This is a genomic window from Serratia sp. FS14 (genome assembly GCF_000695995.1).
Lineage (GTDB): Bacteria > Pseudomonadota > Gammaproteobacteria > Enterobacterales > Enterobacteriaceae > Serratia > Serratia nematodiphila.
This window is the reverse complement of record NZ_CP005927.1, coordinates 751804-767569: the sequence shown is the minus strand read 5'-3', so window position 1 is coordinate 767569 and position 15766 is coordinate 751804. Positions and strand designations below refer to the sequence as shown.

At 61.3% G+C, this 15766-nt stretch carries 14 protein-coding genes; 3 read left to right on the top strand and 11 right to left on the bottom strand.

Features of this window, described 5'->3' with window-relative positions:
• Position 1 precedes the first annotated feature (1 nt).
• A complete protein-coding gene (rsmJ, locus tag L085_RS03570; RefSeq protein ID WP_044030064.1) occupies positions 2-748 on the top strand; it encodes a 16S rRNA (guanine(1516)-N(2))-methyltransferase RsmJ in 747 nt (248 codons plus the stop codon).
• A 28-nt stretch (positions 749-776) separates the two neighbouring features.
• Here the strand turns inward: rsmJ and L085_RS03565 are convergent, their stop codons facing one another.
• From L085_RS03565 to L085_RS03520, 10 genes are all read right to left on the bottom strand, one after another.
• A complete protein-coding gene (locus L085_RS03565) occupies positions 777-1376 on the bottom strand; it encodes an SIS domain-containing protein (RefSeq protein ID WP_044030063.1) in 600 nt (199 codons plus the stop codon).
• The gene (locus L085_RS03560) at positions 1376-3013 is read right to left on the bottom strand and encodes an FGGY-family carbohydrate kinase (protein WP_044030062.1); all 1638 of its coding nucleotides are present in this window, start codon (positions 3011-3013) and stop codon (positions 1376-1378) included. Before L085_RS03560 ends, L085_RS03565 begins: the two co-directional genes overlap by 1 nt.
• A gap of 13 nt (positions 3014-3026) precedes the next feature.
• Complete coding sequence (locus L085_RS03555) at positions 3027-3980, bottom strand: ABC transporter permease (protein WP_016930441.1); 954 nt, start codon at positions 3978-3980, stop codon at positions 3027-3029.
• 1 nt (position 3981) lies between these two features.
• Positions 3982-4971: an ABC transporter permease gene (locus L085_RS03550; RefSeq protein WP_015379367.1), complete on the bottom strand. Its 990-nt coding sequence runs from the start codon at positions 4969-4971 to the stop codon at positions 3982-3984.
• Positions 4964-6463, bottom strand: coding sequence for a sugar ABC transporter ATP-binding protein (locus L085_RS03545; RefSeq protein ID WP_044030060.1), 1500 nt, complete (start codon positions 6461-6463; stop codon positions 4964-4966). The genes L085_RS03550 and L085_RS03545 overlap by 8 nt, the downstream gene beginning before the upstream one ends.
• A 105-nt stretch (positions 6464-6568) precedes the next feature.
• Positions 6569-7555: an autoinducer 2 ABC transporter substrate-binding protein gene (locus L085_RS03540; RefSeq protein WP_033636379.1), complete on the bottom strand. Its 987-nt coding sequence runs from the start codon at positions 7553-7555 to the stop codon at positions 6569-6571.
• A 329-nt stretch (positions 7556-7884) separates the two neighbouring features.
• A complete protein-coding gene (gdhA, locus tag L085_RS03535; RefSeq protein WP_044030059.1) occupies positions 7885-9228 on the bottom strand; it encodes an NADP-specific glutamate dehydrogenase in 1344 nt (447 codons plus the stop codon).
• Positions 9229-9427: 199 nt separating this feature from the next.
• Complete coding sequence (gene uspA, locus L085_RS03530) at positions 9428-9865, bottom strand: universal stress protein UspA (RefSeq protein ID WP_004930988.1); 438 nt, start codon at positions 9863-9865, stop codon at positions 9428-9430.
• 267 nt (positions 9866-10132) lie between these two features.
• A complete protein-coding gene (locus tag L085_RS03525) occupies positions 10133-11041 on the bottom strand; it encodes a LysR family transcriptional regulator (RefSeq protein ID WP_044030058.1) in 909 nt (302 codons plus the stop codon).
• 104 nt (positions 11042-11145) lie between these two features.
• A complete protein-coding gene (locus L085_RS03520; RefSeq protein ID WP_044030056.1) occupies positions 11146-11919 on the bottom strand; it encodes an SDR family oxidoreductase in 774 nt (257 codons plus the stop codon).
• A gap of 433 nt (positions 11920-12352) precedes the next feature.
• On the opposite strand from L085_RS03520, the gene uspB reads away from it, so the two are divergent.
• A complete protein-coding gene (gene uspB / locus L085_RS03515; protein WP_004930978.1) occupies positions 12353-12688 on the top strand; it encodes a universal stress protein UspB in 336 nt (111 codons plus the stop codon).
• 73 nt (positions 12689-12761) lie between these two features.
• Here the strand turns inward: uspB and pitA are convergent, their stop codons facing one another.
• A complete protein-coding gene (gene pitA / locus L085_RS03510; RefSeq protein WP_015379362.1) occupies positions 12762-14264 on the bottom strand; it encodes an inorganic phosphate transporter PitA in 1503 nt (500 codons plus the stop codon).
• Positions 14265-14564: 300 nt separating this feature from the next.
• Here pitA and L085_RS03505 point away from each other — a divergent pair, with 300 nt between their 5' ends.
• Positions 14565-15764 (top strand): NAD(P)/FAD-dependent oxidoreductase, encoded by a 1200-nt coding sequence (locus L085_RS03505; RefSeq protein WP_044030054.1) that lies wholly within the window; start codon positions 14565-14567, stop codon positions 15762-15764.
• Positions 15765-15766: the final 2 nt, after the last annotated feature.

The window sequence follows — 15766 nt, the reverse complement described above, 5'->3', positions numbered from 1 at the left end:
CGTGAGCGTGTGTTTATTGTGTGAAGCAGGCGCCGATCCCGGCGCCTTGTCTGTTTTGGCGCAGCGCTGGCGGCTGACGTCCGACGACGACGCGCCGATGGCGCTGGTACTGACCCCGCAGCGGCTGGAGCTGCGCAAGCGCGACGAGCCGAAGCTCGGCGGGATCTACGTCGATTTCGTCTCCGGCGCCATGGCGCACCGGCGCCGCTTCGGCGGCGGCCGCGGCGAGGCGGTGGCCAAGGCGGTCGGCATCAAGGGCGGCTACCTGCCGGACGTGGTGGATGCCACCGCCGGGCTGGGGCGCGACGCCTTCGTGCTGGCGGCGTTGGGCTGCCGGGTACGGATGCTGGAACGCAATCCGGTGGTGGCGGCATTGCTGGACGACGGCCTGCAGCGCGGCTATCAGGATGCGGAAATCGGCCCGTGGCTGCGCGAGCGCCTGACGCTGCTGCACGCCTCCAGCCTGACGGCGCTGGCGGATCTCAGCCCGCGCCCGGAGGTGGTGTATCTCGATCCGATGTTCCCGCACAAGCAGAAAAGCGCGCTGGTGAAGAAAGAGATGCGGGTGTTCCAATCGCTGGTGGGCAGCGACGATGACGCCGACGGCCTGCTGGAACCGGCGCGCCGTTTGGCGACCAAGCGTGTGGTGGTGAAACGCCCGGACTACGCGCCGCCGCTGGCCGACGTGCCGGCGCACGCCGCCACGCTGACCAAAAGCCACCGTTTCGATATCTACATGCCGCTGTAATGTCTGCCGGGCCCGCCGTGTCGGGCCCTCAGTTTTCCTCTCGCAAACTTTTCCCCACGCCGCCGCCCGGATGCACCGCCAGCAAGGCGCTCTTGTCGTAACCGCTGCGCGCCATCAGGCAGGCGCAGGCGGCGTCGAAGATCGCCAACACCAGCACAATTGAGGTGGTGGCCAGCATGTTCAGCGGATCTATCTCCTTCTGCACCCCGGTAGCGATCGTCAGCTGCGCCGCCTGCGCGATGGCGGAATGCGGGTTTTCCGTCACCGCGATCAGCGTCACCCCCTTGGCCTGCAGCGTCGGCAGCAGGCGGGTCAGCTCGTCGGAATTGCCGCCGCGCGAGATCAGGATCAGCAGATCGTCGGCGCGCAGGAAGCCCAGATCGCCGTGCGCCGCGCCGGTGGCGTCGAGATAGACCGCCGGCCGCTCCACGCAGGCCAGCATATGGGCTATCTTGCGCGCCGCAATCCCCGAGGTGCCGACGCCGGTGACGGAGATTTTACCGCGGCAGTCGGCCAGCAGCGCCAGCAGCCGCTGCCAGGTGTGCGCGTCGAGGCGTTCGCCCAGCTGCGCCAGCTCCTGGCTGTAGGTTTGCCAGCCCTGTACGGCCTGCCGCCACTCCTGCTGCATCACGCCTCCTCCTGCATCAACCGGCGGTATTTCATGTGGTCGTTGTACAGCTCGTGGAACACCCGGTATTTACGGTCGTAATAGTTTTTTATCTGGTTGGTCTGCGGCGTGACCGTCTTGCCGATGCGGCTCATGGCGCTCATCGCCTCCGGCAAGGTGTCGAACACGCCGGCCGCCACGGTGCCCATCATCGCGCCGCCCAGCAGCATCGCTTCGCTCTCCTCCGGCAGCAGCATGGCGCAGCCGGTGGCGTTGGCGTGCTCCTGCACGAAGATCGGGTTCTTGGTGCCGCCGCCGCTGGCCATGATGGTGTCGATGCTGTAGCCGCTGTGGTTCATGGTTTCGATGATGTGGCGAGTGCCGAGCGCGATGGCCTGAATGGTGGCCAGGTAGTGCAGCGCCATGTCTTCCGGCGTGCGCGACAGCTTCAGCCCGGTCAGGATGCCGGTCAGCGTCGGGTTGGCGCGCGGCGAGCGGTTGCCGTGGAAATACGGCAGCATGTGAATGTCCTGCGTCAGGAAGGCGATGTTCTCCGGCTCGCCGGCCATGCGGCGCAGAATGGCGTTCAGCACCTCATAGATGGTCTGGCCCTGAGTTTTCGCCTGCGCCAGCAGCTCCTGATAGCACGGGTGCGACTGGATGACGTGGTCGATCAGCGCGCCGGTGGCGGACTGGCCGCCTTCGTTCAACCAGTATTCCGGCAGGATCGCCGAATAATACGGCCCCCAGACGCCGCCGATAAAGCGCGCGGTGCGCGACATCGCCATATGGCCGGTGGAGGTGCCGCCGATCAGCGCGACGCGGCGATTGAAGTCGGCCACCTCGCCGGAGACGCCGGTGGCGCCCAGCGTGCCGAGGGTGCCGGCGTGCGCGTCGATGATCGATACGCTCACTGCCGTGCCGGCGATCAGCCCCATCTCGCTGGCGGCACGCTGGGTCAGACCGTGGCCCAGCGGCTCACCCATCATTTTAACATCGCTGCCGATCTTGGCCGCGTCATGTTCCAGCACGTCTTCCAGCCCGATCTGCTGGAAGTAGCTCTTGTCCCAACGCTGCTCGTGGCCGAGATAGGTCCACTTGCACACCGTCGAGCACAGCGAGCGGGTGGCATCCTGGGTGGCGCGCCAGGTGAGGAAGTCCGGCAGATCGAACAGGTAGCCGGCGTTGGCCCAGGTGGTGGGCATGTGCTGTTTCAACCACAGCAGTTTCGGCGTCTGCATCTCCGGCGAAATGATGCCGCCGACGAAGTCCAGCACCCGGTGTTTGGTGGCGTTGATGCGCTCGGCCTGGGCGATCGCCCGGTGATCCATCCACACGATGATGTTCTGCTCGGTGCGGCCGGAGGGGCTGACGGTCAGCGGTTTGCCCTCTTTATCCAGCACCACCAGCGAACAGGTGGCGTCGAAGCCCAACCCCTTGACCTGGATCGGGTTGATGTCGGCCTGGTTGACCGCGTCGCGCACCGCATTGCACACCGCCTGCCAGATGTTATCCGACGACTGCTCGACGAAATCCGCCTTTGGCCGGTACAGATCGATGGCCCGGCTGGCCTGGCCGACCATGCGCCCATTGAGATCGAATACGCCTGCGCGTGCGCTTCCGGTGCCCACATCTACGCCAATAAAATAGCTCGCCATTATCTGTTTTCTCCTAAGCTTTTCGATTCTGTAACGCGATAAACAGGATCAGCACGCCGCCCCACAGGGCCATGGTCAGATAGCTGCTGACCCCCAGCAAATTGAGGCCGCTTTCCAACATTTGCAGCACGATCAGCGCCAGCACCAGCCCCAGAATGCGGCCGAAACCGCCGTCCGGGTTGATGCCGCCCAGCACCGAGGCCAGAATGGTCACCAGCAGATAAGATTCGCCGTAGCCGGCCTTGGCCGAGTTGAACTTGGCCATCATCAGCAGCGCGGCGCCCCAGCCGAGCAGCGCCGACAGGATGTACACCGCGATCTGCACCCGCGCGGTGTTCACGCCGCTGAAGCGGGTGGCCTGCTCGTTGGAGCCGATCAGGTACAGGCTGCGGCCCAGCGTGGTGTGCTCCAGCAGCAGCCACAGACCGACCGCCACCAGCAGGAACAGGATCAGCGCCACCGGTACGCCGAGCACGGCGCCGTTGCCGAGAAATTGAATCGCCGCCGGGAAGCCGGAGATCACCGCGCCGTTGGACAGCAGGATGTTCAGGCCGGTGATCAGCGTCATGGTGCCGAGCGAGGCGAGGATCGGCGAAACGCCTATCCAGGCCACCAGCGCGCCGTTCAGCGCGCCGATCGCCACCGCCACCAACAGGCCGGCCAACAGCGCCAGCGCCAGGAACAGCGGCTGGTCGGGATGGCTGACGATGATCGCCGCCATCACCAGCGAACAGGCGTTGGCGCCGGCGATGATCGACAGGTTGATGCCGCCGGTCAGCATGGTGATGCCCATGCCGAGCGCCAGCAGGCCGAGGATCGGCAGCTGCGAGGCGATCGACTGGAAGTTGCCGAGGCTGAAGAAGCGCGATCCGAGCAGCCCGGCGAACAGCAGCGCCACCGCGATGATGATCGCGCCCTGCAGGCGAATGATCCGATCGTTTGGGATCAACCGAGTTAACTGCGTCATGTCAGATCTCCTTGAGCAGCTTGCGTTTTTCGTTCCAGGCGGTGGTGCTGATGCTGATCAAAATGATCGCGCCGCTGAATACCTGGTGCCAATAGGCCGAAACGCTGAGCAGCGTCAGCCCGTTTTGCAGGAAGGCCAGCAGCACCACGCCGAGCAGGGTGCCGGTCAACGATCCGCGGCCGCCGCTCATGCTGGTGCCGCCCAGCACCACCGCCGCCAATACCGTCAACTCGAAGCCGAGCAGCGAGTTGGGCGCCACCGACTGGGTGATCTGCGCCTGCACCACCGCCGCGACGCCGGCCAGAATGCCCATATAGCCGTAGACGCAGAAGTGCAGCCGCAGCAGGTTCAACCCCAGGCGCGACGCCGCGTCGCGGTTGCCGCCCATGGCGTAGATCTGGCGCCCCAGCCGGGTGCGGTTCATCAGCACGCCGGTGACGACGATGGTCGCCAGCAGGCACAGCAGCGGCAGCGTCAGGCCGTAGTCGTAACCGTCGGCGCCCTGGAACGAGAACCAGTTGATGCCGTTCATGAACCAGTCCGGGAAGCCGTACAGCCAGGTACCGTTGGTGGCGTACACCAGCAGGCCGTAGAACAGGTTAAGGGTAGCGATGGTGATGATGATCGCCGGCACCTTGAGCCAATACACCAGGAAACCGTTCACCAACCCGAGCAGCAGGCCGACGCCAATCGCCAGGGCGAACGCCAGCGGGAAGCTGCCGCCGTGCTGGATCACCCAACTGGCCATCACGTATTGGGCGATGGCGGTGACCGCCGGGAACGAAATGTCGATGCCGCCGGCGATCAGCACCACGAACAGCCCGCAGGCCAGGATGCCGAGAATGGCGTAGCTGGTGGCGACGTCGGTCAGGTTGCCGAGCGTCAGAAACTCATCGGTGCCGGCGCTCAGGCCGATCGCCAGCAGCAGCACCAGCAGGCCGAGATAAAACTCGTGCCGCCCGGCCAGGCGGGCCAATAATGACTTATCCATTCACCACCTCGGCGATCTGTTGTTCGGTACTCTGGTGCGGCGCGAATTCGGCGATCAGCTCGCCCTTGCGCATCACCATCACCCGATGGCTGTTGTAATAGGCTTCCGGGATCTCGTCGCAGATCATCAGCACCGCCATGCCCAGCTGCGCCAGATCGCGGGCGATCTGGTAGATCCCCTCTTTGTTGGCGATGTCGACGCCGACGGTGGGTGAGTCGAGGATCAGGATCTTCGGCTGGGTTGCGACCCATTTGGCGATGGCGATGCGCTGGGCGTTGCCGCCGGACAGGGTTTTCACCGGCAATGCGCTGTCGGACACCTTGATGTTCAGATCGCGGATCAGCCGGTTGACCAGCTCGGTCGCCTTGGCGTGATCCAGCAATCCAAGCGAGGTATGCAGCCGATCGAAGACGGTGACGATGGTGTTGTCGTAGATCGATTGCTCCATGATCAATCCCTGCGTCAGACGATCCTCCGACACATAACCGATGCCGTGGCGCACCGCTTCGCGGTTGTTGTGCAGCTGCACCGCTTGGCCCTCGATGCGGATCTCGCCGCTGTCCGGCCGCGTCATGCCGAATAGGCTGAGGCACAGTTCGGTGCGGCCGGCGCCGAGCAGGCCGACGATCGAGACGATCTCGCCGCCGCGCAGCGCCAGATTGACATTGCGGTATTTCTCGCCGCGGCTGAGGTTGCGCACCTCGAGCAGCGGTGCCTGTTCGGCCGGCGGCAGCGGCGGCAGCGGGCTGTAATGAAAGCGTTGGCCGGTCATCAGGAACGCCAGTTCATGACTGTCCAGTTCGCTGGCCGGCCAGGTGCCCACCAGCTTGCCGTCGCGCATCACGCTGATGCGATCGGCGACTTCCATCACTTCATCCAATCGGTGGCTGACGAACACCACGCAGATGCCGGCTGCTTTCAATTCGTTGACCACCCGCAGCAGGCCATCGACCTCCTGGCGGGTCAGCGAGGCGGTCGGTTCGTCCATGATAACCAACCGCGCTTCGGCGGCGATGGCGCGGCAAATCGCCACCAGCTGCCGATCGGCGATCGACAGTTTTTCTACTTTTTTATCGGGATCGATGCGTACGCCGACCCGCGCCATGGCGTCCAGCGCCGTCTGGCGCATCACCCGCTTGCGCACCCAGAAGTGGCCGCCGGGCAGGTAACGGTGGATGGCGATGTTTTCCGCCACCGTCAGGTTAGGGAACAGCGACAGGTCCTGGTAGATCACCTGTATGCCGTAATAACCGGACAGCTGCGGCGTCAGGGAGTGGAAGAGTTTGCCTTCCAGCGAAATATTGGCGCCTTTTTCCGGCTGATAGACGCCGGAGATGATTTTAATAATGGTGCTTTTGCCGCAGCCGTTTTGCCCGGCCAGGCAGTGCACTTCGCCTTTATTCAGCGTCAGGTTGATCTGGTCTAATGCCAGCACGCCTGGGAATCGCTTGCTGATATTCTCCAGGGTGATAAATGCGGGGGAGGCTGTCATAACGTTAACCTGTGCTTGCGTAGCGGCCGAAGCCCTGGGCGCAGCAACGCTGCGCCCCTACGAGGGTTTAACTACTTTCCCGGTGTGGCGAAATTACGCGAAAAATCAGAATCCGAGCGATTGGGCGTTGTCTTTGGTCACTTCCAAAATCTTATTAAACCGAATCACTTTGTGTTCCATATCGACGTCGGCTTTGCCGAGGCCCTCGATCGACAGGTCCTTATTCACTTCTTTGCCCTGCAGCAACTGGTCGGCCACCGTCACCAGCGCATAACCGGCGTCTTTCGGATCCCACAGCAGCGCTTTCTTGATGTCGCCGCGCATCAGGTAAGGGGCGGCCTGCGCCGGCATGGCGATGCCCACCACCGCGATTTTGTCCTTGGCGCGCTTCTTGGCCACCGCCTGGCCGGCGCCGATCGGGCCGAGCGAACCAAAGCCGATAATGCCCTTCATCTGCGGATAGGTTTTCATCAGATCCAGCGTGGTGGCGTAGGATTTGTCGATGCTTTCCGCCACCGGCAAGCGCGAGGTGACTTCAAACATGTCCGGGTATTTTTCTTTCTGGTACTTGATGGCGGAATCGGCCCAGGCGTTGTGCAGCGGCACGGTCAGCGAGCCGACGTAGATCGCGTAGCCGCCTTTGCCGCCCATGTCTTTCGCCAGTTCATCGACGTTGGCCTGCGCGTATTTCTCGCTGTCGATGGTCTCGATGTCCCACTGGCCGATCTGCTGATCCGGGGATTCATGGGTCAGCACCACGATGCCTTTGTCGCGCGCTTTTTTCAGCACCGGCTCCAGCACCTTGGCGTCGTTCGGCACCACGATGATGGCGTTGACGTTCTTGGCGATCAGATCCTCAATCACCTTGACCTGCGCGGCCGGATCCGGCGTAGACGGGCCGGTCTGGTAAGCGTTGACGTCGAGTTTTTTCGCCGCTTCGTTGACGCCCACTTCCATGCGGTTGAACCACGGAATGCCGGTCACTTTGGCAACCACGGCAATCTCATATTTATCAGCGGCGAACACAGGTGTTGTCGATAACATGCACGCAGAAACCACACATGCATTTAATAATGCGAGGTTAAATTTCATTAGCTGTACCTTTTTTTATCTGTAGGGGTGGCGGTTTTTCCACCGCTGCAGATTACAAAGGAATGGAAGAGGGGGCGTAGCCGAAGTTAACGAAATGTGATCTGCGCACATTTAAGTAAAATAATGGCGCATTTTATGTTAAATAAATGTTTAATTATTTGGCGGTGGTAAATTTACTACCAATTAAACGGCAATAAATAACCTTTTATTAACTTTTAATTAACGTGTTCGCATCATTTTGATGGCTTGGACGCGGAAAAAAATGCCGGCGCAGAGGCCGGCATTGAAGCATTTAATCGATGTGTGAACAAGATCACCTTTGCGCCCGATTACAGCACGCCCTGGGCCAGCATCGCCTCTGCAACCTTGACGAAACCGGCGATATTCGCGCCGTGCACATAGTGGGTTTGCTTGCCCTCGCCGCCGTATTCCACGCAGGCGTGGTGAATATCCGCCATGATATGTTGTAAACGTACATCCACTTTTTCCGCCCGCCAGCCTATGCGCGCGGCGTTTTGCGCCATCTCCAGTCCCGAGGTGGCGACGCCGCCGGCGTTGGCTGCCTTGCCGGGCGCGAACAGCACCCCGGCGTCGAGGAAGGCGTCGGTGGCCTGGATGGTGGTCGGCATGTTGGCGCCTTCCGCCACCGCTTTCACCCCGTTGCGGATCAGCGTCTGCGCCGCATCGAGATCCAGTTCGTTCTGGGTGGCGCACGGCAGGGCGATATCCACCGGCACGCTCCACGGCTGCTGGCCCGCCAGGTAGGTCAGGCCGCGTTCGCGGGCATAGTCCGCCACCCGGCCGTAACGCTGGTTTTTGATCTCCGCCAGGTGCGCCAGCTTCTCGGTGGTGAAGCCGTCTTCATCCACCAGAGTGCCGCCGGAATCCGACACGGTGATCACGCGCGCGTCCAGCTCCAACGCTTTCTCGATGGTGTACTGCGCCACGTTGCCGGAGCCGGACACCGCCACCCGCATCCCCTCAAAGCCCAGGCCGTGGCGCTGAAGCATGGCGTCGGTAAAGTACACCAGGCCGTAGCCGGTCGCCTCGGGGCGGATCAGGCTGCCGCCGAAGGAGAGCCCTTTGCCGGTAAACACGCAGGCGGTGTTGTTGGACAGTTTCTTCATCATGCCGGCCATAAAGCCGACTTCACGGCCGCCGACGCCGATGTCGCCGGCCGGCACGTCGGTGTCCGGGCCCAAGTGGCGATACAGCTCGGTCATCAGCGCCTGGCAGAAACGCATGATCTCGCCCTGGCTTTTGCCCTTCGGATCGAAATCGGAGCCGCCTTTGCCGCCGCCCATCGGCAGGGTGGTCAGCGCATTCTTGAAGGTCTGCTCAAAGCCGAGGAACTTCAGGATCGACAGGTTTACCGACGGGTGGAAGCGCATGCCGCCCTTGTAGGGGCCGATGGCCGAGTTGAACTGCACGCGGAAGGCGCGGTTGACCTGCACCTGGCCGCGATCGTCCACCCAGCTGACGCGGAACTGAATGATACGCTCGGGCTCCACCAGGCGCTCCAGCAGCGCCTGTTCGCGATAGCGCGGGTTGCGTTCGATAAACGGCCACAGCGAGGTGAACACTTCGCGCACCGCCTGCAGATATTCCGGCTGGTGGGGGTTATGGCGTTGTAACGAGGACAGGAAAGACTCTACCGATACGGCATATTCCATGGATAACTCCTTTTCGCATTAAATTTCCCCCGCTATTTCTTATAGATTTGGGTATAGGTGATGCTCGGGGGAGGATGTTGTGTCTTTAGCGACTATATCATCGGAGGGCGGTTGATTATCAAGCGATTAATCGGCGTGGCGACATGAAAAACGCCCGCAGGGCGCGGGCGTTGGTCAGTTAAGTTAGCAAGCGCTTACTTTATTCGTCTTCTTCATCGCGCAGCGGCACGATCAGCATATCGATGTGCACGGTATTGATCAGCTGGCGCGCGGAAGACATCAGCTTGCTCCAGAAGTCCTGATGGTGGCCGCACAGCACCAGGTCCATATCGTATTTCTTGATGGCGTCCACCAGCACCTGCGCCAGATCGCCACTGCCGCTCAGGGTCTCGGTGATCGGGTAGCCGGCGTTTTGCGACAGCTCGGTCAGCGCCTGATGGGTTTCTTCAGAGATGCGTTTTTGCATGTCGCCGAGATTGACGTCGATAAGGCCGGTATAGAGGTCGGAATAGTTGACATCGACGTGGATCAGAGAAACTTTGGCGTTATACGGCCGCGCCATAGAGACGGCTTTTTCTACCAGGATCTTGCTTTCCGGGGATAGGTCTACCGCGATCAATATGTGTTTGTAAGCCATAAGAATACTCCTTCCATAAACATGCCGATTAAAAAGGGTTAGCAGGCGTTCCGTGTACCCGCCTGGCGCTGTTGGTTCCATAGTATCATTCGGATAACGCAATGATATGTTGGGGCGATCACACTGCGCCGCATCGAAAATCTCTGCGCACGATACCTTTCGTTGTACACCCGCGCGGCGTAAAAGCCTATGGGTTATGCGGGTTTTAACGGTCTGACCGCTTGAATTATAAGCGTTATTAAACAAAGTATAGCGCTAAATGTGCAATCAGCGCTCCAGATGCGGCTGCAGCAGGCTTTCAAACCACTCATGAAACACCGCCAGGCGCCTTGAGCGCTGGCGGCGATGGGGGTAGATCAGGGCGATCGGCATGGAGGCGGCGCGGTAACCGGGCAGGACTTCCACCAGTTCACCGGCGTCGAGCAGGTGTTGCACGTCGTAGCGCGGGATTTGCATCAATCCCAGCCCGGCGCGGCAGCAGGCGATATAGCTTTCGGCGTTGTTGACCACCACCCGGCTGGGCAGTTCGAGCCGTTGCGTAGGGCCGTCGCCGCTCAGGTATTCCCAGGGGGATTCGCGGCCGGTCCTGGGCGAGGCGTAGCCGATGCTCCAGTGCCCCTCGGCAAGATCGCCGGGGTGGAGCGGATGACCGAATTCGCTCAGGTAGGCGGGGCTGGCGCAGTTGATCAGCGCGATATGGCCGAGCGGGCGCATCACCAGGCTGCTGTCGTGCAGATCGCCGACGCGCACCGCGCAGTCGACCCCCTCCTGTACCAGATCGATGGCGCGATCGGCGGAGCCGAGCACTAGCTGCAGGTGAGGATGGCGCCGCAGCAAGCCGGGCAGCGCCGGAGCGATCAGCCGGCGGGCGATGCGGCTCGGCACGTCGACGCTGAGCCGTCCGGAGGCCTGCCGTTGGCTGGCCTGAAATGACTGATCGATATCCTCCACCTCGGCCAGCAGCGGGCGCAGCCGTTCGAGCAGCTGTTCGCCGTCGGCGGTCAGCCGCACTTGCCGTGTGGTGCGGTGCAGCAGGCGCACGCCCAGCTGCGTTTCCAGTTGCTGAACGGCGGCGGACACCGAGGCGCGCGGCACCTCCAGCGCATGGGCCGCCCGGATAAAGCTGCCCATCTCCGCCACCTGCACGAATACGCGATATTGATTGAATCTGTCCATCTCGTTGACCTGCTGTTCCTTGGCGCCGTTCCCGACAGAGAGTGTAGCCGCATGGCGCGGTTGCGCGCGAGCAGGTGCGGGGGCGATAGGTGCCCCCGCCGGGTTTATTTGGTGGTGTAGCCGCCGTTGATCAGGATGGTTTGGCCGGTTATCCACCAGCCGTCGCTGACCAGATGGCGGATGAACGGCACCACGTCTTCGATATCGGTCAGACCGGTTTGGCTGAATGGCGACAGCGCCGCCGCCGTCTTGTGGTAGGCCACGGCGTCCGCGCCTTCCGCCGGGTAGAAGAACGGGGTATCCATCGGGCCGGGGCCGACCGCCGTCACGGAGATGCCGCGCTCGCCGAACTCCTTGGCGGCGGCGCGGGTGAAGTGCTCCACCGGCGCTTTGGTGCCGGCGTAAGCGGCGTAGAACGGCGTGAAGGCGCCGAGCAGCGAGGTGACCAGCGTGCAGATTTTGCCGTTGTCGTTAAGGTGCTTACCCGCCTCTTTCAGGAAGAAGAACGCGGTTTTGGCGTTGACCGCGGTCATCTCGTCGTACTCGGCTTCGCTGATGTCGATCAGCGGCTTTTTCAGCACCTTGCCGACGGTATTGATGGCGATATCCGGCTTGCCGACGGCGGCGACCGCATCGGCGAACAGCTTCTCGACCGCGCCCGCCGTGGTCAGATCGGCCTGCAGCGCGACGCCTTGCGCCCCGGCGGCCTGAATGGCGGCGACGGTTTTTTCCGCTTCGGCTTTGGAAGCGGCGCTGTTGTAGTGGATCACCACCGCTTTGGCGCCTTGTTCAGCCAAATCGCGCGCGATCAGCCCGCCGAGGTTTTTGGCGCCGCCGGCGATGAGGACGGTTTTTCCCTTGATTGAATGGTTTGCCATAACAGTTTCCTTGGATGAGCGTAACGGAAACCTGAGTCTAGCCAGCGTGGGGGGAAAGATCAGCGGCGTGGCGCGGGATAGACTATCCAGAAAAGCGACATAATCGAAACGGACGGTTATCGCTTATAACGCCCCGGCAGGTGACTTTTCGCTACAGGGCGGTAAATTTTATCCACTGCTCAGGCCAGTTTGCGTTTCATTAACCTACAATGATGGATATGGGCCTCATCATTTCTCCTCTGAGTAGAACCATGCCGTGCAAATCTCATCGTGCGGTGCGGCAACGTCTTCGGAGGCGGTGGGTTATGGGCGTGGCCCGTGCAGGCAAAAAAAGGGGATGAGAGCGGTAAGCTCCAGCAGAGTATCGGGTAATGAGGTAGGGCGGTTGGACCCGGCGGATGGCCGCGGATAACAACGCCTTGAGGGGGCAATCATGATCAGTACCGTCGCGCTGTTTTGGGCCTTATGTGTGGTGTGTGTGGTAAACATGGTGCGGTATTACTCTTCTCTGCGCGCGCTGCTGGTGGTATTGCGCGGCTGTGACCCGCTGCTGTACCAATACGTCGACGGCGGCGGCTTCTTCACCGCCCACGGCCAACCCAGCAAGCAGCTGAGGCTGGTGCGCTATATCTTTGCGCAGCGCTATGTCGAACACCACGATCCGGAGTTTATTCGCCGCTGTGAGCGGGTGCGCGGGCAGTTTATGCTGACCTCGGCTCTGTGCGGCCTGGTGGTCATCTGTCTGATAGCGATGATGATTTGGTATTAATGCCTTTCTGTTTCCCTTGATGCAGGCAAAAAAAAGGCGGCCCTGCGGCCGCCTTCCTCATGATGCTTATCGCTTAGATCAGCTTCAACGCAATCCAATACAGCGCACCGGAAAGCAGAATCGAGATTGGCAGGGTCAGTACCCAGGCCAACAGGATGTTCTTCACGGTTTTGCTCTGCACGCCGCCGCCGTCCACGATCATCGTCCCGGCAACCGCCGAAGAGAGGACGTGGGTGGTGGAGACCGGCATGCCGGTATAGCTCGCCACGCCGATCGACAGCGCCGCGGTCATCTGGGCCGATACGCCCTGGGCGTAGGTCATGCCTTTCTTGCCGATCTTCTCGCCGATGGTGGTGGCCACGCGTTTCCAGCCCACCATGGTACCGAGCGACAGCGCCAGCGCGACGGCGACGATGATCCACATCGGCGCGTACTCGACGGTCTGCAGCAGATCCTGACGCAGGTTCTTCAGGAAGCGCTGGTCGGCGGATGAGGTTTCCGGCAGCTTGGCGACTTTATCCGCCGTGTCGGTCACGCACATCAGCAGGCGGCGCAGGTGGCTGCGCTGGTCAACCGTCAGCTGATCGTAGCTTTGCAGGTTGGTCAGCATGCCCTGAGCCAGCTCGATCGCCGGCATGGCGCGCGAACTGTCGCAGTGGAACTCGGCCGGTTTGCCAGACGCAGCTTCGTCATCCGGGCTTGGCACCAGCGGCGTCAGCGACACCGCATGCGACAGCGCGTCGCCGTGCTGCTGGTAATATTGCTGCAGGTGGGTCACGGCGTCACGCGTACGGGTGATGTCATAACCGGTTGCATTCATATTGACCACGAAGCCGGCCGGCGCAACGCCGATCAACACCAGCATGATAAGGCCGATGCCTTTCTGGCCGTCGTTGGCGCCGTGCGAGAAGCTGACGCCAATCGCCGACAGGATCAGCGCGATACGGGTCCAGAACGGCGGCTTGCGTTTGCCGTCGACCTTTTCACGTTCCGCAGGGGTCATGTGGATACGCTGGCGTTTCTTGGTGCCACTCCAATAGCGGCGCAAGGCGAACACCATCACTCCCGCCACCATCATGCCGACCAGCGGCGAGAACAGCAGAGAAAGGAAAATGCCAATCATTTTCGGGACGTTAAGCGCATCCACCACCGAAGTGTGGGTCATCAGGGCGTTGGTTAAACCGACACCGATGATTGCGCCTATCAGCGTATGGGAACTGGAGGCCGGCAGACCGAAATACCAGGTGCCGAGGTTCCAGATGATTGCCGCCAACAGCATGGAGAAGACCATGGCTAATCCGTGTGCTGAACTGACGTTCAACAACAGATCGGTAGGCAGCAAGTGGACGATGGCGTAAGCAACACTCAAACCGCCGAGCATTACGCCAAGAAAGTTGAACAAACCTGCCATCACGACCGCAAGTTGCGAGCGCATGGCGCGGGTATAAATAACTGTAGCGACCGCATTGGCCGTATCATGAAAACCGTTGATGGCTTCATAAAACAACACGAACAACAATGCGAGAATTAACATCAGGCCGGTATGGAAATCCAGGCCAGCGAACAAATGCAGCATAAGCGTTACGCCAGTTTGTGGACATGAACGCCGCGCATTATCAGTGACAACCGGGGCCGGGGAAAAGGAAAATATGACGTTTTTTTGATTTGGACATGACGAAACGATGACGCGCCTATAACAAAAATATTGAATATCAACGCGTTATTCTCCTCTGACCTCTGTAATATTTTCTTACTGTGGCGTTGGCGGCGCCGGGGCTTTACAATCTGCCGCCGTGAATTTGGCGGTGACCGGCGGCGAAACGGCGTAATATGGCGCTCTTTTGTCGCGATTGTGGTTTTGATAAGTGAGGCTCAGGTGGAACAGTTTGATGTCGTAGTGATTGGGGCGGGTGCCGCTGGCATGTTTTGCGCCGCGCAGGCGGGGCAACTCGGTTGCCGCGTGTTGCTGCTCGACAACGGCAAAAAACCGGGCCGCAAGATCCTGATGTCCGGCGGCGGGCGCTGCAACTTTACCAACATGTACGCCGAACCGGCGGCCTATCTGTCGAACAACCCGCACTTCTGCAAGTCGGCGCTGGCGCGCTACACCCAGTGGGACTTCATCGATCTGATCAACCGCTACGGCATCGCCTACCATGAAAAAACGCTGGGGCAGCTGTTCTGCGACGACTCGGCGCAGCAGGTGGTGGATCTGCTGGTCAAAGAGTGCGAGCTGGGTCAGGTGACGATGCGCCTGCGCAGCGAAGTGCTGGGCGTGGAGAAAACCGAGAACGGCTACCAGCTGGCGCTCAATGGCGAAAAAGTAAGTGCTCGCTCACTTGTGGTGGCCAGCGGCGGATTATCCATGCCGGGGTTGGGCGCCTCGCCGTTCGGTTACAAACTGGCGGAGCAGTTCGGCCTCAGGGTGCTGCCGACGCGCGCCGGGCTGGTGCCTTTTACCCTGCATAAGCCGCTGCTGGAGCATGTGCAAACGCTGTCCGGCGTGTCGGTGCCGGCGGTGATCACCGCCGAGAACGGCGTCAGCTTCCGTGAAAGCATCCTGTTCACCCATCGCGGTCTCTCCGGCCCGGCGGTATTGCAGCTGTCCAGCTACTGGCAGCCGGGTGAGTATGTGAGCGTTAACTTACTTCCTGAGCTGGATCTGGCGGGCTTCCTGGATAACCAACGCCAAGAACACCCGAACCAAAGCCTGAAAAACACTCTGGCGCTGCATTTGCCGAAGCGACTGGTGGAGTGCTTGCAGACCCTGGGACAACTGCCGGAGGCGACGCTGAAGCAGCTGAATGCGCCGCAACAAGCGGCGCTGGTTGATCTGTTGCAGAACTGGCGCGTGCAGCCGAACGGCACCGAAGGCTACCGCACGGCGGAAGTGACGCTCGGCGGCGTCGACACCAACGAACTTTCTTCCAAGACGATGGAGGCCCACAAGGTGCCGGGGCTCTATTTCATCGGCGAAGTGGTGGACGTGACCGGGTGGCTGGGTGGCTACAACTTCCAGTGGGCCTGGAGTTCGGCCTGGGCCTGCGCCCAGGCGCTGGCGGCGCAGGGGCGTTAAAA